Source organism: Mycolicibacter virginiensis (assembly GCF_022374935.2).
In the GTDB taxonomy this organism is placed as follows: Bacteria; Actinomycetota; Actinomycetes; order Mycobacteriales; family Mycobacteriaceae; genus Mycobacterium; species Mycobacterium virginiense.
On sequence record NZ_CP092430.2, the window covers coordinates 665,667 to 685,909 of the forward strand.

Consider the following 20,243-nt stretch of genomic DNA (forward strand, 5'->3'; position numbering starts at 1 on the left):
TGTTGGAGCCGTGAGGACACCGGCGAACGTGGTGGCGGGGTTGGATTTCGGCGGCTTGGGTGACCCGGGTTTCGCGGACCGGGTCCGCGATGGGGTTGCCCGCATCGAAGAGCTGATGGACACCGAGTTGCGCGGTGGCGACGGCCTGATGACCGAGGCTGTGACGCACTTGTTCGACGCCGGCGGAAAGCGGTTCCGTCCGCTGTTCACGGTGCTGTCGGCGCAGCTGGGACCCGAGCCGGATGCCTGGCAGGTGACGGTGGCCGGTGCGGTGATCGAGCTGGTGCACCTGGCCACGCTGTACCACGACGACGTCATGGATGAGGCGCAGATCCGCCGCGGGGCGCCCAGCGCCAATGCGCGGTGGGGCAACAACATCGCGATCCTGGCCGGTGACTATCTGTTCGCCACCGCTTCACGGCTGGTGTCGCGGCTGGGGCCGGATGCGGTGCGGATCATCGCCGAGACGTTCGCCCAGCTGGTGACCGGACAGATGCGCGAGACCCGCGGGGCGGCCGAAGGTACGGACTCGATAGAGCACTACCTCAAGGTGGTCTACGAGAAGACGGCCTGCCTGATCTCGGCGTCGGGCCGCTTCGGGGCGACGTTCTCCGGTGCCGACGACGGCCAGATCGAGCGATTGGCCCGCCTGGGCGGGATCGTGGGCACCGCCTTCCAGATCTCTGACGACATCATCGACATCGATTCCGATCCCGATGAGTCCGGCAAGGTACCCGGCACCGATCTGCGCGAGGGCGTGCACACCCTGCCGGTGCTCTACGCGCTGCAGGACACCGGTGCCGACGCCGAGCGGCTGCGAGTGCTGCTGGCCGGCCCGGTCACCGAGGACGCGGCGGTCGAGGAGGCGCTGGGACTGTTGCGGGCGTCGGCCGGCATGGTCAAGGCCAAGCAGACGGTGGCCGACTACGCCGCGCAGGCCCGCGCGGAGCTCGCTGAGCTGCCTGACTGCGTTGGCCGGGCAGCATTGGCCAGCCTGGTCGACTACACCGTCAACCGGCACGGCTGACCACGATTGCGGAACTCGTGCGTCCTCGGCGGCGTTTAATGAGCACGATGGTCGTTCTCCAAGGAGGAAGTCGATGACCTGGCACCCGCACCACAACACGGCGAAGACGTTCTTTCTGCTGTTCGTGATGTCGGCGTTGATCGTCTTGGTGGGTCGGGCGTTCGGACCGCAGATGATGTGGGTGGCGGTGCTGTTCGCCGTGGGAATGAACGCCTACACCTACTTCAACAGCGACAAGCTGGCGCTACGGGCCATGCGGGCCCAGCCGGTGACCGAGGTGCAGGCGCCGGAGATCTACCGGATTGTCCGGGAGCTGGCCACCACCGCCCACCAGCCGATGCCCCGGCTGTACGTCAGCGACACCAACGCGCCCAACGCCTTCGCCACCGGCCGCAACCCGCGCCACGCCGCGGTGTGCTGCACCAGCGGAATCCTGCGGCTGCTCAACGAGCGTGAGTTGCGCGCGGTGCTCGGTCATGAGCTGTCGCACGTGTACAACCGCGACATCCTGATCTCGTGTGTGGCCGGCGCGCTGGCCTCGGTGATCACCGGCTTGGCCAACATGGCGATGTTCATGGGCAACCGCCGCGACGGTAACCCGCTGGCGATGCTGCTGGTCGCTTTGGTGGGTCCGCTGGCGGCCTCGGTGGTGCGGATGGCTGTGTCGCGGTCGCGCGAGTATCAGGCCGACGAATCCGGCGCGGTGCTCTCGGGTGATCCGCTGGCGTTGGCGTCCGCGTTGCGCAAGATCTCCGACGGCGTGCAGGCCGCCCCGCTGCCGCCCGAGCCGGAACTGGCCAGCCAGTCGCACCTGATGATCGCCAACCCGTTCCGCGCGGGCGAGAAGGTCGGTCAGCTGTTCGCCACCCACCCCCCGATGGCCGACCGGATTAGGCGCCTGGAGGCGATGGCCCGCGGCTAACGCGGCCCGCCTGCTGGCCCCCGCAGCCCCTGCTGGCCCCCGCACCCCATCTGCCACTTTCGCACCCGCGCTTGGGGATAGATGTCTTGTCGAATCGGATAGCGCATGCGCTACTACCGGGCATGAACCATTACACCTACCGCGCCGAATGGTCTCGCGAGCACGACGAATACGTCGGCCGCTGCCTGGAACTGCCCTTCTTGAAGCATTGGGCCCCGACGCTGCGGGAGGCTATCGCCGGTGTTGAGCAGGCCGTCGATGAGCACCTGGCCGAGTCTGACGGCGATGACCTACCGCCTCCCATCACCGACCGGAACTTCAGCGGCACCTTCCTGGTGCGGACCTCACCGTCGCTGCATGCCCGGCTCGCCGTCGAGGCCGCTGACCAGCACGTGTCAATGAACCACTGGATCGTGCAGAAGTTGGCCGACCGGCCGCCGAGTAGCCTGCTCGACTGGTGATACCGGATGCGCTATCCGATTCACACGCATCTCACCCCAGCTTCGATGGTGCGCACGTGACGCATGCTGCTTCCGCCGCGGAGCTCGATTCACTGGGAACCAGCACCGTGCCGCCGGTAGCGCAATGCTGCCGCAGCCAATCTTCAATGGCTTGCTCGGCGGCATGATCGATGTAGGTGGTCTTGATGGCAAGCGTGACGTGCGTGCCGGCGGGAATCTGTGCCAGTACGTTGGTCAGCCGGGGGAGAGCCAGGAAGGTGCACGTGCCCGACACGGTCACCAGCCACTCGTCACCGCTGCCCACGGCGGTGACCTTCACCCGGATCACCCGCCACCCGGTCAACGCCATCGCCAACGCCAGCCCGATCAGCACCCCGTGGAGCAGGTTGAGGAACACCACGCCGGCCACCGTCACCACGTAGACGATGAGATCGCCGCTGCGCCAGGCCGTCTCGATGTGAATCATCTTGATCAGCTGAACTCCGACGGTGATCAGCAGGCCCGCCAGCGCAGCAGTGGGAATCTGCTGCACCAAGCCGGCGAACGGCAGCGCGAACAGCAGGATCCACACGCCGTGCAGGAACGCTGACGCCCGCGACTTGGCGCCGGCATTCACGTTGGTGGCGCTGCGGACGATCACCCCGGTGATCGGCAGGCCGCCCAGCAGGCCCGAGGCGACGTTGGCGGTGCCTTGCCCGATCAGTTCGCGGTTGAAATCGGTACGCCGCCCGGTGTGCATCCGGTCCACCGACACCGCCGAGAGCAGGCTTTCGACGCTGGCGATCAACGCCACGGTGACCACTCCGACGAAGGCGGCAGCCCAGTTGCCGTGCGGCAGCTCGGGCAGCTGCACGGCGTCCAGCAGTGATCCGTCCAGGGTGATGCGACGCACCTCGAGCGAGAAGACCAAGGACAGCACCGTTGCTCCGGCGATCGCGACCAGCGGCCCGGGTATCCGGCCCAGGGGGCCCGTCACCGATCGCCAGGCGAGCATGATGATGATTACCAGGATGCCCAGGATCGGCTCGGCGCCATGGGACTCGATCAGCCCTTCCGGCAGGTTGGCGAGGTTCTCCCAGGCCGAACTCGCCGACCGGCCACCGAGGAGGACGAGCAGCTGCTGCAGGGTGATCGTGATGCCGATTCCGGCCAGCATCGCGTGCACCACGACCGGCGAGATCGCCAGGGCGGCCCGCGCCACCCGGCTCAGGCCCAGGAGCACCTGCAGTACCCCGGCGCCGACGGTGATAGCGCACGTCACCTTCCAGCCGAAGCGCCCGACCAGATCGGCGACGATGACTGTCAGCCCGGCCGCCGGCCCGCTGACCTGCAGCGGTGACCCGCCCAGGGCGCCGACGACGAGGCCGCCGACGATTGCGGCGATCAGACCGGCCAGCACCGGTGCGCCGGAGGCCACGGCGATACCCAGTGACAGCGGCAGAGCGACCAGAAACACCACCAGGGAGGCAGGCAGGTCATACCGCAGAATTGAGCGGGACCAGGCTGTTCGTGACTTGATTCGTGACTTGAAGTTGGCTTGCGCGGTCAGCATCCGGTAGTTCCCCTGCCCTCATAAGATATCGCTGAGATGCAGAGAAGTTATTCATGTCTTATTGCCAAATACGGAATGCGACATGTCCAGGAAGTAAACATAAGTTACACATTGGGAGCGAACCCACAGGAACCATACAGTTAGAAGCCAGAGCCGGTCACCTCATGTCCGGGCGCTTCGGCGATCAGCCCACGGTAGGCCTGCTCCACCGTGGAGCCATGGTTGATCACGCCGTCGACCTCGCGGGCGATCGGCATGCTCAGCCCGTACTGTGCGGCGAACTTCATGATCACGCTGGCAGCCCGCACACCCTCGGCCACCTGATTCATCGAAGCGATGATCTCGTCGATCGGCTTGCCGGAGCCCAGCTGCTCGCCGACATAACGGTTGCGGCTGCGCTGGCTGGTGCAGGTGACGATCAGGTCGCCCATCCCGGCCAGGCCCGCGAAGGTGTCGCGGGCTCCGCCCATCGCCTCGCCGAGCTTGGACATCTCACGCACCGAACGCGACATCACCATGGCCCGGGTGTTCTCCCCGATTCCCAGCGAGTAGCCCATGCCGACCGCGATCGCGTAGACGTTCTTCAGCGCGCCGGCCATCTCGACCCCGACCACGTCGTCGGTGGTGTAGACCCGGAATCGCTTGGTGCGGAACAGCGACGCCAGCTCGCAGGCCAGGCCGGGGTCGGGCATGGCCAGCACCGCCGCCGCGGCATAGCCCTCGGCGACCTCGCGGGCGATGTTCGGGCCGGCCAGGATGCCGGCCGGATGGCCGGGCAACACCTCGTCGACGATCTGGGACATCCGCATGTTGGTGCCCTGCTCCAGGCCCTTGACCAGTGACACCACCGGCACCCAGGGGCGTAGCTCGGTGGCCAACTCCTCGAGCACTCCGCGGAAGCCGTGTGACGGTACCGCCATCACGACGACGTCGGCGCAGTGCGCGGCTTCGGCGAAATCGGTGGTGGCGCGCAACGTGCTGGACAGTTCGACATCGTTGCCCAGGTAACGGCTGTTGCGATGGTTGTCATTGATGTCGGCGGCGGTCGCCTCCGATCGCACCCACTGCAGCGTCGGTGCACGGCGCGAGCAGATGGACGCCACCGTGGTACCGAACGATCCGCCTCCGAGCACGACAACATTGGGTGTACGAGTTGCAGCAGGCATGAGCGACAGCGTATTGCCGTCGTCACGGCTGCACCCCCGGTTTGTGAACATGTCGCCTAAACGGCGGACCAGCCCCCGTCGATCGACAGCGTGGTGCCGTGGATATTGGCGGCGTCGTCACTGGCCAGGAACACCACGGCGGACGCGACCTCGGCCACGGTGCTCATTCGTCGCGATGGTATCCGGGCCAGCACGGGTGCCACATGCTCTTCGAACTCCGCGTCGCGTTCGGTCCGGATCGGTCCGGGGGCAACGGTATTGACGCGCACGCCGGAGGGGCCGTATTCGTCGGCCCACGACTTGGTCAGCGAGTGGACGGTGGCCTTGGTTGCGCTGTAGAGCGCCGAGTTTGCCGAGCCGATCAGGCCACTGATCGAACCGACGTTGACGATCACGCCGCTGCCGCGCTGCGCCATGGCGGGCGCGAGCGCGCCGGTCAACAGGAACGGGGCGAACACATTGATCGCGAACGCATCGCGGATCTGTTGCTCGGGGACCTCCGCGGTGGGCGACGGCATCAGCAGCATGGCTGCGTTGTTGACCAGGATGTCGATCGAACCGCCCGCGGCGGCTGTCGCGTCGGCGGCCAGTCGGGTGATCTCGGGTCCGCCGGCGCCCAGATCGGCGCCGATGAACGCGGCCCTGCCTCCCGCTGATTCGATGTGCTGCACGACGTCGGCGCCGCGCTTCGGATCGCGCCCGCTGATGAGGACCGACGCGCCGGCCTCGGCCAGCGCGGTGGCGATACCGGCCCCCAGCCCGGCGGTAGATCCGGTGATCAAGGCTGTGCGGCCTGCAAGCCGCGTAGTGTTTGGACTCATGAGTCCAGATAGTTCACCTATTAAAATGGACCCGCAAGTCCAAAAATTGACCAGCAAGGGGGCGGCCACTCGGTGGCGGATCATTGAGGGCGCCGCCGCCGAGATCCGCACCAGTGGGGTATCGACGACCACGCTCGATGACATCCGGGCACGCACCCAGACTTCCAAGAGCCAGCTGTTTCACTACTTTCCCGGCGGCAAGGAACAGTTGCTACTCGCCGTCGCCGAGCATGAAGCCGAGCGGGTGCTGGTCGATCAACAGCCCTACTTGGGCGAGCTCACGTCTTGGGCGGCCTGGCAGCGCTGGCGTGACGCCGTGGTCGACCGCTACCGCCGACAGGGGCAACACTGCCCGCTAGCGGTGCTGATGTCCGAACTCGGGCGTACCACGCCGGCAGCCCAGGAGGTCACCTCAGCGCTGATCCGGCAATGGCACGCCGAGATCGCGTCAGGGATCCGCGCTATGCAACAGGGCGGCAAAATGGCGGGGCGCATCGACGCCGATTCAGCGGCAGCAGCCCTGCTGGCGGGCATCCAGGGTGGCGTCGGCATCTTGCTCGCCACCGGCGATCTCGGCTTCCTGGAGGCGGCGCTGGACCGCGGCATCGCCGCGCTGCGTACCGAGACGTGAACTATCCGGCCAGCGGGATCGCCTCCCCGGCCCGCCCGAACACCATTGATTCGGTGATCTGGTCGAACCGGAAGTCCAGGGCGTCGGCGAAGTAGTTCTGCCGCACATTCCACGGCCGCTTGGTGCCCGAGCGCGGGAGTGCATGCGGCGCGCGCAGCACGTAACCGGCCTGGATGTCCCACGCCGACTTCTCGGCCATCGGCTCGTCGCCGAGGTGCGGGTAGGCGTGGGTGTAGCCGCGAGAAGCCATGTACGCCAGCAGTTTGGCGGTTGCCCGGGCCGTGATGTCGGCACGCAGCGTCCAGGAGGCGTTGGTGTAGCCGACGCACCAGAACAGGTTCGGCACGTCTTCGAGCATGTGCGCCTTGTAGACGAATCGGTCGGTGGACTTGATCTCGGTGCCGTCCAAGCTGATCCGCACCCCGCCGAGCGCCTGCAACTGCAAACCGGTGGCGGTGACGATGATGTCGGCATCCAGATGCGCCCCGGACTGCAAGGCGATCCCGGTGGCGTCGAAGTGGTCGATCCGGTCGGTGACCATCTCGACTCGCCCGGCACTGATCTCGGCGTACAGATCGGCATCGGGAATCAAACACAGGCGCTGGTCCCACGGTTGATACGGCGGCTTGAAGTGCGTGTCCACCGGATAGCCCGGCGGCAGATTCTGCACGGCCGTGCGACGCAGGATCCACTTCAACAGCGGGGGAGTCTTGCGGGCCAGGAACCAGACGTAGCCCTCGAACAGGGCCATCACAAACCGGATGATCGGGTGACCCAGATTGCGGGGCAACAGCTTTGCGACCACGTCGACGAAACGGCTGTACATGCTCGCCGAGACCAGATAGGTGGGCGTGCGCTGCAGCAGGGTCACGTGGCCGGAGCGCTGCGCCAACGCCGGCACCAGTGACATCGCGGTGGCGCCGCTGCCGATCACCACCACCTTCTTGCCGGTGTAGTCCAACTCCTCGGGCCAGTGCTGGGGATGCACCAGCGTCCCCGCGAACGTCTCCGATCCCGGGAAGTCCGGGGTGTAGCCCTCGTCGTAGTTGTAGTAGCCGGAGCCGAAGAACACGAACCGGCCGCGATAGGTCCGCTGCGTCCCGTTGTCGTCCGCCGTCACCGTCCAGGTGTCGGTCGCCGAATCCCAGTCGGCCGCGGTGACGTGGTGGTTGAACCGGATGTGGTCGTCGATGCCATGCTTGCGCGCGGTGTCGGTCAGGTAGTCGCGGATCTCGTCGCCGTTGGCGACCCGTTCGCGCCGGGTCCAGGGTTCATAGGGCAGGCACAGCGTGAAGATGCTGCTGTCCGAGCGCACCCCGGGATAGCGAAACAGGTCCCACGTCCCGCCGATGCGCTCACGCCGTTCCAGGATGACGTAGCGGGTGCCGGGGTTGCGCTCGGTGATGCGGTACGCCGCGCCGATACCGGAGATGCCGGCTCCGATGATGACGACGTCCACGACCTCTTCGGTAGTCACGAGCCCCAGCCTAAGCACGCAGCGGCGGCCGGACCAGCGGTACCGGTTACCGGTAGTTCACGAACTGCAAGGCCACGTCCAGGTCGGCGCCCTTGAGCAGTGAGATCACGGCCTGCAGGTCGTCGCGCTTCTTCGACGACACCCGGATCTCGTCACCCTGCACCTGCGACTTGACGCCCTTGGGGCCCTCGTCGCGGATCAGCTTGTTGATCTTCTTGGCGTGCTCGGCGTCGATGCCCTGCTTGAGGCTGCCGCTGACCTTGTAGGTCTTGCCCGACGGCTGCGGGTCCCCGGCGTCGAATGCCTTCATGGAGATGTCGCGGCGGATCAGTTTCTCCTTGAACACGTCGACGGCGGCTTTGACCCGCTCCTCGGTGGAGCTGACCAGCTCGATGTTCTCCTCGCCCTTCCAGGCGATGGTGGTGTCGGTGCCGCGGAAGTCGAACCGGGTGGCCAGCTCCTTGGCGGCCTGGTTCAAGGCGTTGTCGACCTCCTGCCGGTCGACCTTGCTGACGATGTCGAACGATGAGTCCGCCACGAGACCTGTCCTCTCTTCGAGTTGTGCTGGCCGTTTGTGTCTGAGGTACATCCTCGTTGTAGTCTGCTAGGCGCACTACGGCAGGTTGCCCGAGCGGCCAATGGGAGCGGACTGTAAATCCGTCGGCGGAAGCCTACACAGGTTCGAATCCTGTACCTGCCACACCTGATCAGGCCCCCTTTCTAGGGGGCCTGATTGTTTTCACGGAGAACTGGCCGGTCGAATCCCGTGGTGCAGTTCCGCGACGTCGGGGTGGGCCCGGGTGCGGGATTTCCACGCGTTGCAACCGTAGGTGTCGAAGATGGGGTTGTCCGGATCGGCCTCCACACCCCGGGCCAGGGCGGCCAGCTCGGCCGGCAGGGTGATGCGCGGGACGGTGGCATCCAGTGCCGGGTTGAGAAAGTACGGGATAGATATCCGGTCGGTGCCGGGCTGCGGCGAGCGCACCCGGTGACGCGTGGCCCGCAGATAGCCGTCGGTCGCGACTTCGAGCAGTTCACCGATGTTGACGATGAACGCACCGGCCATGGGCGGAACGTCGACCCACTCGCCGGGTGAGCTTTCCACTTGGAGTCCTTCGGAATCCGGCTCGACGAGCAGCAGCGTCAACACGCCGGAATCCTTGTGGGCACCGACCCCTTGGCCGGCCTGCGGGCTTGCCGGATAGCGGACGACCTTGATTAGCGTCGCCGGCGATGCGGCGAATGCGTCGTCGAACAGGTCTTCGGCGGCGCCCAACGACGCCGCCCAGTGCCGGAGCAGTTGTAGGCCCACCGCAGACAGCGACCGGTCCCACGCTTCGAACGCTGAACGAAAGGATGCGGGCCGCGCGGGCCACAGGTTCGGGCCCTGTAGGTGCCAGTACCCCGCCGCTTCGGGTATTACGGGACGCTCAGGACCGATGTCGATCTGCTCGCGCCAGTCCACGCGCCCGTTCGTCAGCTCTCCGCCCAGACGTGAATAGCCCCGGAAATGCGGGCTTTTCAACTGGCTGATCTGGTTCTTCTCCGCCTCGGGCAGCTCGAAGAACTGCCGGGCCAGCGTGAGGATCTCGGCGGTCTGCTCGTCGGGTATGCCGTGGCCGGTGAGGTAGAAGAAGCCGCAAGTGTGCGTGGCCTCGCGTAACGCCAGACGGAAAGCCGCAGTGTCGGTCTCGGCGTCGGCCAGGTCCAGCACGGGCAGCATCTACAGGTCGCCGGAGTAATCGGCGGTCAGCCAGCGGTCGGGCCGGATGGTGAACAGCACGCTAGATGCGCCGTCCATGTTGGCGGCGAATGCCCGGCCGCCTTCTTGGCCCAGGTAGCGGACCGCGATGGCCTCGCGCTGCTGCAGCGGGGCCGGCGTGGCCGCGTTGACCACGGTGCCTTCGACGATCACATATTGGTAGGGCAGCTCTTCGCGCTGGACCACCAGCGTCACCGCACCGGCCTGTTCGATGAGCTTGGCCTTCCGCCGGCCGGCACCGGTATTGACCAGGATGTCGCCGCCGGGGGTGTAGTCGTACCAAATCGGGACACTGGCCGGCGGGCGGCCATCGGTGGCGGCGACGGACAACACTGCGATGTGCTTATCGGCGAGAAACTGCTGACGCTCGGGCTCGGTAAGGGGTTTGGGCATACCGGCTCGAACAGCGGTGGATGCTTCGCTATTCCACTTACACTCCGTCGGTGCCCGCCGAGAAGGAGCCCGGAATGCCCGTAGCGGATCTCGTTGTCATCGGTACGGTGCTCACGGTCAATGACGCGCAACCGACTGCCGAGGCGCTAGCTGTCACCGATGGGCGCATCGTCGCGGTCGGCGACCGCAAGGACGTCGACGCGCTCATCGGCCCCGAAACCCGGGTGCTCGACATCGGCGACGGTTGCCTATTGCCCGGCTTCGTCGAGGCGCACGGCCACCCGCTGATGGAGGCTGCGGTGCTCTCCGACCGGATCCTTGATGTCCGCCCGGTCGTCTTCACCGACGCCGACACCGTCGTGGCCCTGATCCACCAAGAGGTAGCCGCGCGCGGCACTGACGGCGCCTACGCGATCGGCTGGGACGCGCTACTGCAGCCCGGGCTTCCCGAACCCACGCTGGCTTGGCTGGACGCCGTCGCCCCGGAGCACCCCCTGGTGATCCTGCACAACTCCGGGCACAAGGCGTACTTCAACAGTGCGGCCGCCCGCCACGCCGGCCTGACCCGCGACACCCCCGACCCGGTCGGCGCGAAATACGGCCGCGACGCCGCCGGCGAACTGGACGGCACCGCCGAGGAGACCGCCGCGCTCATGCCGCTGATGGGCGAGGCGATGCTGCCCGGCGACTATCCGGCGATGCTGCGCGCCGAATGTGCGCGGCTCAATCGCGCCGGGCTGACGACCATTTCGGAGATGGCCTTCTCGCCGCGGTTTCGGCCGCTGGTTGACCATCTGCGCAATGAGCTGACCGTGCGACTGCGCACCTACGAGATCTCCAACCCGGAGTTGCACACCGACGCGTCGCCGGGGGACGGCGACGACATGGCGCGCCAGATCGGTATCAAGATCTGGGTGGACGGCTCACCGTGGATCGGCAACATCGACCTGTCGTTTCCGTACCTGGACACCGACGCCACCCGCACCATCGGCGTCGAACCCGGTTCGTGCGGGCACGCCAACTACACCGGCGAACAACTGACCCGCATCGTCGAGGCGTACTTTCCGCACGGCTGGCAGATGGCCTGCCACGTGCACGGTGACAACGGGGTCGACACCATCCTCGACGTCTACGAGGAGGTGTTGCGCCGACACCCGCGCCCCGATCACCGGTTGCGCCTCGAACACGTCGGCGCCATCCGCCCCGAGCAACTGCGCCGAGCTGCCGCGCTGGGCGTGACCTGCAGCCTGTTCGTCGACCATCTGCACTACTGGGGTGATGTTCTGGTCGACGGACTGTTCGGCGAGGAACACGGCGCACGGTGGATGCCGGCGGCATCCGCCGTCGCGACGGGCATGCGCATCTCACTGCACAACGACGCGCCGGTCACCCCCGAAGAGCCGTTGCGCAACATCAGCGTCGCCGCCACCCGGATTGCGCCCAGCGGGCGGGTACTGGCGCCCGACGAGCGGCTCACCGTCGAGCAGGCGATTCGGGCGCAAACCCTCGATGCGGCCTGGCAGCTGTTCGCCGACGACGTGACCGGCTCCCTCGAGGTGGGCAAGTACGCCGACCTGGTGGTGTTGTCCGCCGACCCCCGCACCGTCGCCCCGGAAGCGATCGCCGATCTTGAGGTGCGCGCCACCTTCCTGGCCGGCCGCCAGGTGGTCTGAAACGCGCAACCATCCGGCTATTTAAAGGAGATATAGGGGTCTAAAGCCCTCTGGCGGGCCAAGGCTGGTAAGGCTAACCTTCGTTGCATGAGCCTGCCGATGCCCGACCGCAAAACCGCTGATCTGCCCGGCCACTGGCTGTTCGCCCGTCTCGGCAAACGCGTGCTGCGGCCCGGCGGGCTGGAACTGACCCACCGGATGCTGGCCGATGCGCAGCTGGCCGGCGCCGACGTCGTAGAACTCGCACCCGGCATGGGGCGCACCGCGAGGGACATCCTGCAGAACAGCCCCGGCACCTACACCGGCGTGGAGGCCGATGAGAACGCCGCCGGCGTGGTCCGCTCGGTGGTCGGCGAACGGGGACGAGTGGTCACCGGCGAGGCATCGAAGACCGGCCTGGACGCCGACAGCGCCGACGTCGTCATCGGCGAAGCGATGCTGACCATGCAGACCAACGCGCACAAGGCCGAGATCATCGGGGAGGCCTACCGAGTGCTGCGCCCCGGTGGCCGCTACGCCATTCACGAGATGGTCCTGCAGCCCATCGACGTGCCCGAGGCCGTCAAGGACGAGGTCCGCACCGCGCTGGCCCGCTCCATCAAGGTCAACGCCCGCCCGCTGACCGCCGCGGAGTGGACCGAACTGCTCACCGACGCCGGCTTCACCGTGGAGAAGATCTCGTATGCACCGATGGCACTGTTGGAACCCCACCGGCTGATCGCCGACGAGGGCCTGGTCGGGGCGCTGCGCTTTGTGTTCAACGTGCTGCGCGATGCCGACGCGCGGGCCCGGGTGCTCAACATGCGCGCGACGTTCCGCCGCCACCGCAACAACATGGCGGCCATCGAGGTGATTGCTGCCAAGCCCGCCTGACCGGCTTGCCATGATGGACAGGTGACAACCCGCGACCGCGACGATTCGGGCCGCCCCCGCAACGCCCGCCCGCGTGATCGGCTGGGCCGCCCGCTGCCCCGCGGCAGCCAGGGCGGGGTCGAAGGTGTTCCCGACGACCTCGACCTGCCGCCGGCCCAGATGCTCGCCTATGCGCAGCTGCTGCTGGACGACGGGCTGGCGTTCAACGCCCACGAGGTGCTGGAAGCCGCCTGGAAGCACCGGCCCGCCGCCGAGCGTGAACTGTGGCAGGGCTTGGCGCAGCTCGCCGTCGGCGTCACCCACGTCCAACGGGGCAATGTCGCCGGCGCCGTCAGTCTGTTGCGCCGCGGCGCCGAACATCTGGCGACGGTGCGGCCCCCGGCCCCATTCGGGATCGATCTCGCCGGATTGCTGGGCTTCGCCGCGCAGTTGGCCGACGACCTGGCGGCCGGCGTCGAGATCGCCCCGCAGCGGCTGCATCCGCGGCTGGTCGCGTGAGCTCCCCGATTCGCTGGACGCTTGCCGACGGCCGCGACCTGCTGTTCTTCGCGCTGCCCGGCCGTGCCCCGGTGCCGGTGGCAGACCTGCGGCCGCTGTCGCCTCGTGACCCCGAGCCGTCGCAGTTGCGTTTCGACCGCACCACCGGCCAGTGGGTGATCATCGCCGCGCAGCGCCAAGACCGCACTTACAAGCCCCCCGCCGAGGCCTGCCCACTGTGCCCGGGACCGAGCGGTGAGACCAGCGAGGTGCCGGCGGCCGACTACGACGTCGTGGTCTTTGAGAACCGATTCCCCAGTTTGGCGGGATTTCGGCGCGATAATGACCGCTCAGCGGGAGAAACCGCGCCGGAACCGTTCGTCTCCGCACCGGGCAACGGCCGTTGCGAGGTGATCTGCTTCTCCGCCGATCACACCGGTTCGTTCGCCGACCTGCCGGCGGCACACGCTCGGCTGGTGGTGCAGGCGTGGCGGCACCGCACCGCCGATCTGCTGGCCCGCCCGGGCGTCGAGCAGGTGTTCTGCTTCGAAAACCGCGGCGAGGAGATCGGGGTGACGCTGGCTCACCCGCACGGTCAGATCTACGGCTACCCCTACCTGACCCCGCGCACCGCCGCGATGCTGGATCAAGCGCGTGCGCATCGAGTTACGCACGGCACCAACCTGTTCGCTGATCTGCTGGCGGCCGAGCGTGCCGAGGGCACTCGGATCGTTGCGCAGACCGACCACTTCACCGCGTTCGTGCCGTTCGCCGCACGCTGGCCGGTGGAGGTGCATCTGTATCCGAATCGGTGGGTGCACAACCTGACCGACCTGACCGATGACGAGCTCGACGACTTCGCGGCCGTCTACCGAAACCTGTTGGGACGCTTCGACCGTATCTACGACGCCCCGCTGCCCTATATGGCCGCACTGCACCAGTACCGCAGCGACGGCGCGCAGGCCGACGGCTATTTTCACGTGGAGCTGATGTCGATCAAACGCAGCGCCAACAAGCTGAAGTTTCTGGCGGCCTCGGAGTCGGCGATGGACGCGTTCATCGCCGATGTCACCCCGGAGTCCGTGGCGGCTAGGCTGCGTGGGCTGTGATCACCTACTCCGCTCCTGGTCGGGTCAACCTGATCGGCGAACACACCGACTACAACGGTGGTTTCGCGCTGCCCATCGCGTTGCCGCAACGCACCAGCGTCACCTTCACCCCAGCCGAGACTGACACGCTCACCGTGCTCAGCGACCGCGCCGACGCACCGGTGAGCATCCCGCTGAACACCACCCCCGGGCAGACCACCGGCTGGGGCGCCTATGCCGCCGGGGTGGTCTGGGCGCTGCGCGACAGCGGTTTTACGGTTCCCGGTGGAACCATGGCTATTCGCAGCGACGTACCGATCGGCTCGGGCCTGTCGTCCTCGGCGGCGCTGGAATGCGCGGTGCTCGGCGCCCTGGCTTCGGCCGCTGGTCTGACCATCGATCGGATCGAACAGGCTCGGATCGGACAGCGCGCCGAAAACGATTATGTCGGCGCCCCAACGGGTTTGCTGGATCAGCTGTCGTCGCTGTTCGGGGAGGTGTCCAGCGCGCTACTGATCGACTTCCGCGACGTCGCGGTGCACCCGGTGCCGTTCGACCCGGACGCTTCCGGGGTGACCCTGCTGCTGCTCGACTCCGGTCAGCGGCACGGCCACGTCGACGGGGAATACGCCGCCCGGCGGGCATCGTGTGAGCGGGCCGCCGCCGCATTGGAGGTGTCATCGCTGCGCGAGATCCAGCACCGCGGCGTTGAAGCGCTGGAGGCGGTCGCTGACCCGGTCGATGCCCGGCGAGCTCGACACGTGCTGACCGAGAACGAACGAGTGCTCGATTTCGTTGCGGCGTGCGCGGAGCTGGACTTCGCCACGGCAGGTGCGTTGTTCACCGCGTCGCACGCCTCGATGCGCGACGACTTCGCGATCACCACCGAGCACATCGACCTGATCGCCGACACTGCGGTGGCCGCCGGTGCGCTTGGCGCCCGGATGACCGGCGGCGGGTTCGGTGGTTGTGTGATCGCACTGGTGCCCGCCGCGCTCACGTTGAAGGTGGGCGACGCGGTGCGGGCCGCGATCTCCGAAGCCGGATACCCCGAACCGGAGGTGAGTCGGGTGTATGCGGCGGCGGGGGCGGGTTAGCCTCAGATCCCGTAATCGGGCAGGTCGAAATCATCGCGCACCGTGCCGGCAACCAGGTGTGTGAGCATCCGCAGGTTCAGTGCCCGGATCGCGAGGTTGCGAAGCCACAGGCCGAACCGTGTTCGGGTGGCGAAGAATCCGAGCAGCTGTTGGGCGTTGGACTGTTTGGCCTCGATCAACGGGCGCAGTCGCGCTTCGTAGGCGTCGAACGCGCGCCGGTGATCACCACCGGCGCGGTGCAGCTCCCCGGCCAGCACATAGGCCTCGGTGATCGCCAGGCCGGTGCCCTCACCGCCGAGCAGGGAAATGCATCCGGCGGCGTCGCCGATCAACAGCACTCGGCCCCGTGACCAGTGGTTCATCCGAACCTGGCTGACCACATCGAAGTACAGATCTCCCGGGTCAACGGCATCGAGGGCCGCCAGCAGCTGCGGGCACTCCCAGCCGGCGTCGGCGAACCGGTTGTGCAACTGGGCGTTCGGATCCGAAACGTCGGGGGAGGCGTCGCGGAACACGAACAACGCCAGAGTGCGGTCTTCGCGCAGCGCCACGCGTGACACCTGCCGCTCGGGTACCGCGTAAGTCATGTACGTCAGGTCGTCGCGGGGCCGGTAACCCTCGACGACGACGGCGGCCACCTTGCAGCCGAGATAGTGTTCGAAGTCGGCGTCCGGACCGAACACCAGCCGGCGCACGTTGGAGTGCAGCCCGTCGGCGCCGATCACCAGGTCGAACTCGCGCGGCCCGGAGCGGCCGAAGGTGAGGCGGACGCAGTCGTCGTCTTCGTCGATGGCGGTGATGCTGTCGCCGTAGATCATCTCGACGTGCTCGGCGATGGTGGAATGAATGGTATCGGCCAGGTCACCGCGCGGGAGGCTGGTGAAGTCGGAGCCGAGTAGATCCCGAAAGACGTTGGCATCCAACGTGGCGAGGGTATGGCCGTCGGCACCGACCGTTCGGACGGAGTCGATCTGGTAGCCCTTGTCCAGGATCTGCGCTTCAAGACCCATCCGACCCGCCACGGTGTAGCCAACGCCCCAGAAGTCGATCATGTAGCCGCCGGAGCGAAAGGCCGGCGCACGCTCGATCACCGTTGGGGTGTGGCCGGTGCGGTGCAGCCAGTACGCGAGCGCCGTCCCGGCTACTCCCGCACCGCTGATCGCGATCCGCATCGGCTCAGATCATTTCGTTCTCTGTCAGCCATCGCATCACCGGCCAGCCGATGAACACCGGCAGCCAGCAGGTTAGTACCCGGTAGAGCAGCACGGACGGGACCGCCAGCGCGGCGGGCACACCGAACGCGGCCAACCCACCGATCAGGGCGGCTTCCACGGCACCCACCCCGCCGGGCGTCGGCGCCGCGGAGGCCAGGGTCCCACCGACCATCGTCACGACCGTGACGGTGACGAATGAGGTGTTGCCGCCAAAGGCCTCCACGCTGGCCCACAATGCCAGCGCCGCACCCAATGTGGTGCCGGCCGCGCCCAGCACGATCAACGCCAGCCGCTTGGGCTCGCGGGCCAGATCCACCAAGTCCCCGGTGACTTCCTTGAGGCGTGGCCGCAGCGCCGTGGTCAACCATCGGCGCAGGTTCGGCACCAACAGCACGATGCCGGCCAAGCCGAGCGCCACACCGGCGATCAGGTACAGCATGGTCGCACCGGGTACGAAGTGGGACAGGTCCGTCGAGGCGCCCGCAGCGGTGGTGAAGATGACCAGCAGGATCACGTGCACGATCACCTGCACCGACTGCTGAAGCGCGACCGCGGCGGTCGCGCGCAAGGTGCTCAGGCCGCCCTTCTGCAGGAATCGGGTGCTCAGCGCCAGGCCGCCGACCCCGGCCGGGGTGGTGGTGGCGGCAAAGGTGTTGGCCACCTGCATGATCGCCAGATTGCGAAAGCTGACGAAGCCGTTGGCGCAGGCCCACAGCGCGCCCGCGGCGCCGACATAGGTCAGCGACGAGACGATCAGCCCCACCAGCGCCCACCACCAGTTCGCCTGCCGCAGTTGGGAGAAGAAGGTGGGCACCTGGCTGATGAAGGGGTAGGCCACGTACACCAGGGCAACGAGCAGGATCAGCTGAATCAGCTGGCTGCGGGTGAACCGGGTGATGGTCTTGGTCTGGATCTGATCGGTACCGGTCTGACGCTTCACCTCCTCGCGGGCGGCGGCGATCACCGTGCCGACGTCGGGGACGGCATTGCGAAGCCGCGCGGGCACCGCGGATTTGGTGAGTCGTCGCGAGGCGGCCAACACCACCGTGCGACCGAAGTGCTCGATCGCCGCTGCCACCGCCGCGGCCGCGTCGTACAGCGATGACGTCGTCACCAGCAACTGGGCGATATCGGACTGCAGCTGGGTGTCGGTGGCGCCGTACTCGGCGTTGCCGAAGCCGCCGAACAGCACCTGGCCGTCGTCGACGGTCATCTCCTTGGCACGCAGGTCGCCGTGCGAGATCTGCTGATCGTGCAGGCTCCGCAAGGATTCCCAGGGCTTAGTCACCGGCGTGGTAGCGGTGCAGTCGGCGATGGGCGTGCCGCGAGGCGGGGTGTGCGCGTACAGCGTCCAGCCCCGGTCGAGGGAGGCGACCGCGACGGTGTTGGTGTTGGCGAACCCGGTATCAGCGATGGAGATCGCCATCAGTGCGCGATGCTCCACCGCGCGGTGCAGCGAGGCGTGCAGCGGTGCGGTCTCGGTGGTGCGCAACCGGAATTTGCGCCAGAGCTGTCGCAGCGCGCCGCCGCTGCGCTGGTTGGGGCCGTACAACTCGATGATCACCGGCTGGTCGCCGACGGTGGACAGCACCAGCGGGCCGGGGCCCGCCGGCCGGATGACGGCGAGTTCGGAGACGGTGTGGCCGCGACGGGCCAGGGCGCGCACGGTGCCGTCCAACGGCACCTCCAGCGCGGGGGTGCCGACGATCAGGATCACCAACGCCCCGACGAACCATCCGACGGCCAGCCCCAGCAGTGAGCGGGCCGGGACGATCGCACTGACCACCAGGTGGATCGGTACGAACGCCAGCAACAGTGCCCACCACCAGCGTCGCCAACGGGCCGGCAGCCAGGGGCCGGAGACGGTGAGCATGGCGGCGAGCATGGCGATCCACCGCGGGTCGTCGAGGAACTGCGCCAGCGTGGTGGCCAGCCGATCGGAGAGGTCGAAATGCCAGTTCGGTGCGGCCATTCCGGTGCTGCGGATCGACAGGGACACGACGGCCAGCAGCCCGGCCACGGCATAGGCTCCGAGCAGCTTCCATTGCTTGGAGACCACCAGCCCGATCAGAATCGCGAACGGCAACACCAGGATCGCGATGCCGTAGGCGAGGTAGACCAGGTTGGCGTGGACGGGGGAGAGCACCCCGACGATCTGGGACACCGAACGCTCGAGCGACACCCATTCGTAGCGGGTGACCAGCGAGCTGGTGATGACGGTGGCCAGGAAGAGTGCGGCAAGCACCAGACGCAGAATGTCGTTGGTGCGTCGGGTCAGCGGCTGCAGCAGGTTGCCGGTGACGGCGACGTCGCGCCCCTCAACTCGCATGATCTCTTTCGGTCCGTCTCATGCCGCATCGCTCGGCGGCTCGCCACAACTTAACCGGTGAGCTGCGGTGGGGGGTTAATTTGTCGGCCGCCTCGCCGCCGCGTCATCCGGGTCGAGTCCCGTCCGTCACATCTGTCACCGACGAGAGGATATGAAGTCTGCGCCCGGCTTTGAGCGACTACAGAGTTGCAGCACTCCACCCACTGCCGCGCTGCGTCGATATGACCTACCGAGGACCTGACATAACGCTGGTTGTCGCTCCAAGGTGGGCGCACAACCGCATGGTCCGAAGCGGTGGCGGTTGGGGTTATTGAGGTGACGTCAGTTTTCTAGAGGGCGACGACGTACCGCTGCCGGGTCAGACCGGGAAGACCACCCCGGTCATCTTCTCCGACTCCTCCCACAGCCGCAGCCACAGCCGCTGGTCCTTCGAGAGCTTGTTCGACGGGCACGGTCCCATCGCGCCGCGAGACTGGTTCAGCTTCGTGGGGCCCCAGTAGGTGTCCGGATCGGCGTCGGGCACGGTCGCGGCAAACAGGGTCGACTCGGCGCCCCGCTCGGGCGGCTGGCCGACCAGTGGCAGGCCGTACTTGGCGATCAAACCGACAATGGTCTTGTCGTTGTCGAACAGGTCGGTGGTCGACACCCCCGGATGCACTCCGTAAGAGCGCAGCGGGGAGCCGGCTGCGACCAGCCGCCGCTGCAGCTCGCGGGCGAACATCAGGTTGGCCAGCTTGGACTGTGCGTAGGCCAGGTTGCGCTGGTAGGGGCGGTGCTCGTAGTTGAGGTCGTCGACCCAGAACTTGGGGGTCTGCTTGTGCGCGATGCTCGACACCGTCACCACCCGGTCGCTGATCCGGTCCAGCAGCAGGCCGGTCAACGCGAAGTGGCCCAGGTGGTTGACCCCGAACTGCGTCTCGAAGCCGTCCACGGTGCGCCGCATGGGGATGTTCATGATCCCGGCGTTGTTGACCAGCACGTCGAAGCCGCCCTGCTGGCCAGCGAAGTCGCGTACCGAGGCCAGGCTGCCCAGATCCAGCGCCGCCACCCGGACGTCACCGTCGATGCCGTCGGCGATCTCCTGGGCCTTGGCGGTGTTGCGGCAGGCCATCACCACGCTGGCACCCTTGGCGGCCAAGGTGCGGGTGACGACCTCACCCAGACCACCGTTGGCGCCGGTCACCACGAAGGTGCGGCCGGACTGATCTGGGGTGTCCGCGATTCTGAAAGACATGCTGGTCACCGTACCTGCCGGCGTCGCTCACGCCGTAGCGCTATTC

Annotated in this window: 19 protein-coding genes and 1 tRNA gene; 10 read left to right on the plus strand and 10 right to left on the minus strand. The window is 67.3% G+C overall.

The genetic code is table 11. The features are described 5' to 3' along the window. Positions 1-10: 10 nt before the first annotated feature. The 3 genes from grcC1 to MJO54_RS03290 all read left to right on the plus strand — a co-directional run bounded on the left by grcC1 (position 11) and on the right by MJO54_RS03290 (position 2,410). On the plus strand, positions 11-1,027 hold the full coding sequence (grcC1, locus tag MJO54_RS03280; protein WP_165604549.1) for a nonaprenyl/(2E,6E)-farnesyl/geranylgeranyl diphosphat synthase: 1,017 nt from the start codon (positions 11-13) through the stop codon (positions 1,025-1,027). A 73-nt stretch (positions 1,028-1,100) separates the two neighbouring features. Then, positions 1,101-1,949, plus strand: a complete 849-nt coding sequence (gene htpX / locus MJO54_RS03285; protein WP_046283250.1) for a zinc metalloprotease HtpX — start codon at positions 1,101-1,103, stop codon at positions 1,947-1,949. Positions 1,950-2,071: 122 nt separating this feature from the next. Beyond that, on the plus strand, positions 2,072-2,410 hold the full coding sequence (locus MJO54_RS03290) for a type II toxin-antitoxin system HicB family antitoxin (RefSeq protein WP_240175636.1): 339 nt from the start codon (positions 2,072-2,074) through the stop codon (positions 2,408-2,410). A gap of 31 nt (positions 2,411-2,441) precedes the next feature. Here the strand turns inward: MJO54_RS03290 and MJO54_RS03295 are convergent, their stop codons facing one another. The 3 genes from MJO54_RS03295 to MJO54_RS03305 form a co-directional block, all read right to left on the minus strand. Next, complete coding sequence (locus MJO54_RS03295; protein ID WP_240175637.1) at positions 2,442-3,962, minus strand: SulP family inorganic anion transporter; 1,521 nt, start codon at positions 3,960-3,962, stop codon at positions 2,442-2,444. A gap of 140 nt (positions 3,963-4,102) precedes the next feature. Next, positions 4,103-5,128: an NAD(P)H-dependent glycerol-3-phosphate dehydrogenase gene (locus MJO54_RS03300; protein WP_046283278.1), complete on the minus strand. Its 1,026-nt coding sequence runs from the start codon at positions 5,126-5,128 to the stop codon at positions 4,103-4,105. 56 nt (positions 5,129-5,184) lie between these two features. After that, on the minus strand, positions 5,185-5,949 hold the full coding sequence (locus MJO54_RS03305) for an SDR family NAD(P)-dependent oxidoreductase (protein ID WP_064889334.1): 765 nt from the start codon (positions 5,947-5,949) through the stop codon (positions 5,185-5,187). A 25-nt stretch (positions 5,950-5,974) separates the two neighbouring features. On the opposite strand from MJO54_RS03305, the gene MJO54_RS03310 reads away from it, so the two are divergent. Beyond that, positions 5,975-6,580 carry a TetR/AcrR family transcriptional regulator gene (locus tag MJO54_RS03310; RefSeq protein ID WP_046283254.1) on the plus strand — a complete coding sequence of 202 codons (606 nt, stop codon included), beginning with the start codon at positions 5,975-5,977 and terminating at the stop codon, positions 6,578-6,580. A 1-nt stretch (position 6,581) separates the two neighbouring features. On the opposite strand, the gene MJO54_RS03315 is transcribed toward MJO54_RS03310, so the two are convergent. Further along, positions 6,582-8,066, minus strand: coding sequence for a flavin-containing monooxygenase (locus MJO54_RS03315; protein ID WP_064889381.1), 1,485 nt, complete (start codon positions 8,064-8,066; stop codon positions 6,582-6,584). A 37-nt stretch (positions 8,067-8,103) separates the two neighbouring features. Further along, entirely contained in the window at positions 8,104-8,595 is a 492-nt protein-coding gene (locus tag MJO54_RS03320) for a YajQ family cyclic di-GMP-binding protein (protein ID WP_046283255.1), read from the minus strand. Positions 8,596-8,674: 79 nt separating this feature from the next. On the opposite strand from MJO54_RS03320, the gene MJO54_RS03325 reads away from it, so the two are divergent. Further along, positions 8,675-8,757 (plus strand) — tRNA-Tyr (locus tag MJO54_RS03325). Positions 8,758-8,796: 39 nt separating this feature from the next. Here the strand turns inward: MJO54_RS03325 and MJO54_RS03330 are convergent. Together MJO54_RS03330 and MJO54_RS03335 are read right to left on the minus strand one after the other, a co-directional pair. After that, the gene (locus tag MJO54_RS03330) at positions 8,797-9,780 is read right to left on the minus strand and encodes an isopenicillin N synthase family dioxygenase (protein ID WP_240175638.1); all 984 of its coding nucleotides are present in this window, start codon (positions 9,778-9,780) and stop codon (positions 8,797-8,799) included. Beyond that, positions 9,781-10,212, minus strand: coding sequence for a pyridoxamine 5'-phosphate oxidase family protein (locus MJO54_RS03335; RefSeq protein WP_240175639.1), 432 nt, complete (start codon positions 10,210-10,212; stop codon positions 9,781-9,783). It lies immediately after the preceding gene. Between the two features lie 74 nt (positions 10,213-10,286). Between MJO54_RS03335 and MJO54_RS03340 the strand changes: the two genes are divergently transcribed. The 5 genes from MJO54_RS03340 to MJO54_RS03360 all read left to right on the plus strand — a co-directional run bounded on the left by MJO54_RS03340 (position 10,287) and on the right by MJO54_RS03360 (position 15,420). Beyond that, positions 10,287-11,885 carry an amidohydrolase gene (locus tag MJO54_RS03340; RefSeq protein ID WP_240175640.1) on the plus strand — a complete coding sequence of 533 codons (1,599 nt, stop codon included), beginning with the start codon at positions 10,287-10,289 and terminating at the stop codon, positions 11,883-11,885. A gap of 87 nt (positions 11,886-11,972) precedes the next feature. Further along, the gene (locus MJO54_RS03345) at positions 11,973-12,758 is read left to right on the plus strand and encodes a class I SAM-dependent methyltransferase (RefSeq protein ID WP_240175641.1); all 786 of its coding nucleotides are present in this window, start codon (positions 11,973-11,975) and stop codon (positions 12,756-12,758) included. A 21-nt stretch (positions 12,759-12,779) separates the two neighbouring features. Next, the gene (locus MJO54_RS03350; protein WP_046283259.1) at positions 12,780-13,256 is read left to right on the plus strand and encodes a DUF309 domain-containing protein; all 477 of its coding nucleotides are present in this window, start codon (positions 12,780-12,782) and stop codon (positions 13,254-13,256) included. Beyond that, the gene (gene galT, locus MJO54_RS03355) at positions 13,253-14,344 is read left to right on the plus strand and encodes a galactose-1-phosphate uridylyltransferase (protein ID WP_240175642.1); all 1,092 of its coding nucleotides are present in this window, start codon (positions 13,253-13,255) and stop codon (positions 14,342-14,344) included. Before MJO54_RS03350 ends, galT begins: the two co-directional genes overlap by 4 nt. Further along, the gene (locus MJO54_RS03360; protein ID WP_240175643.1) at positions 14,341-15,420 is read left to right on the plus strand and encodes a galactokinase; all 1,080 of its coding nucleotides are present in this window, start codon (positions 14,341-14,343) and stop codon (positions 15,418-15,420) included. Before galT ends, MJO54_RS03360 begins: the two co-directional genes overlap by 4 nt. Positions 15,421-15,422: 2 nt before the next feature. Here MJO54_RS03360 and MJO54_RS03365 read toward each other — a convergent pair whose 3' ends face one another. The 3 genes from MJO54_RS03365 to MJO54_RS03375 all read right to left on the minus strand — a co-directional run bounded on the left by MJO54_RS03365 (position 15,423) and on the right by MJO54_RS03375 (position 20,197). Next, complete coding sequence (locus MJO54_RS03365; RefSeq protein WP_046283262.1) at positions 15,423-16,592, minus strand: FAD-binding domain; 1,170 nt, start codon at positions 16,590-16,592, stop codon at positions 15,423-15,425. A 4-nt stretch (positions 16,593-16,596) separates the two neighbouring features. After that, positions 16,597-18,963: a lysylphosphatidylglycerol synthase transmembrane domain-containing protein gene (locus MJO54_RS03370; RefSeq protein WP_064889342.1), complete on the minus strand. Its 2,367-nt coding sequence runs from the start codon at positions 18,961-18,963 to the stop codon at positions 16,597-16,599. 358 nt (positions 18,964-19,321) lie between these two features. Next, positions 19,322-20,197 (minus strand): oxidoreductase, encoded by an 876-nt coding sequence (locus MJO54_RS03375; RefSeq protein ID WP_240175644.1) that lies wholly within the window; start codon positions 20,195-20,197, stop codon positions 19,322-19,324. Positions 20,198-20,243 lie beyond the last annotated feature (46 nt).

Coding starts and splice junctions, on each gene's coding strand:
- htpX (WP_046283250.1), top strand. CDS start 1,101: ATGACCTGGCACCCGCACCACAACACGGCGAAGACGTTCTTTCTGCTG.
- MJO54_RS03290 (WP_240175636.1), top strand. CDS start 2,072: ATGAACCATTACACCTACCGCGCCGAATGGTCTCGCGAGCACGACGAA.
- MJO54_RS03295 (WP_240175637.1), bottom strand. CDS start 3,962: ATGCTGACCGCGCAAGCCAACTTCAAGTCACGAATCAAGTCACGAACA.
- MJO54_RS03300 (WP_046283278.1), bottom strand. CDS start 5,128: ATGCCTGCTGCAACTCGTACACCCAATGTTGTCGTGCTCGGAGGCGGA.
- MJO54_RS03305 (WP_064889334.1), bottom strand. CDS start 5,949: ATGAGTCCAAACACTACGCGGCTTGCAGGCCGCACAGCCTTGATCACC.
- MJO54_RS03310 (WP_046283254.1), top strand. CDS start 5,975: ATGGACCCGCAAGTCCAAAAATTGACCAGCAAGGGGGCGGCCACTCGG.
- MJO54_RS03330 (WP_240175638.1), bottom strand. CDS start 9,780: ATGCTGCCCGTGCTGGACCTGGCCGACGCCGAGACCGACACTGCGGCT.
- MJO54_RS03335 (WP_240175639.1), bottom strand. CDS start 10,212: ATGCCCAAACCCCTTACCGAGCCCGAGCGTCAGCAGTTTCTCGCCGAT.
- MJO54_RS03340 (WP_240175640.1), top strand. CDS start 10,287: ATGCCCGTAGCGGATCTCGTTGTCATCGGTACGGTGCTCACGGTCAAT.
- MJO54_RS03345 (WP_240175641.1), top strand. CDS start 11,973: ATGAGCCTGCCGATGCCCGACCGCAAAACCGCTGATCTGCCCGGCCAC.
- MJO54_RS03365 (WP_046283262.1), bottom strand. CDS start 16,592: ATGCGGATCGCGATCAGCGGTGCGGGAGTAGCCGGGACGGCGCTCGCG.
- MJO54_RS03370 (WP_064889342.1), bottom strand. CDS start 18,963: ATGCGAGTTGAGGGGCGCGACGTCGCCGTCACCGGCAACCTGCTGCAG.
- MJO54_RS03375 (WP_240175644.1), bottom strand. CDS start 20,197: ATGTCTTTCAGAATCGCGGACACCCCAGATCAGTCCGGCCGCACCTTC.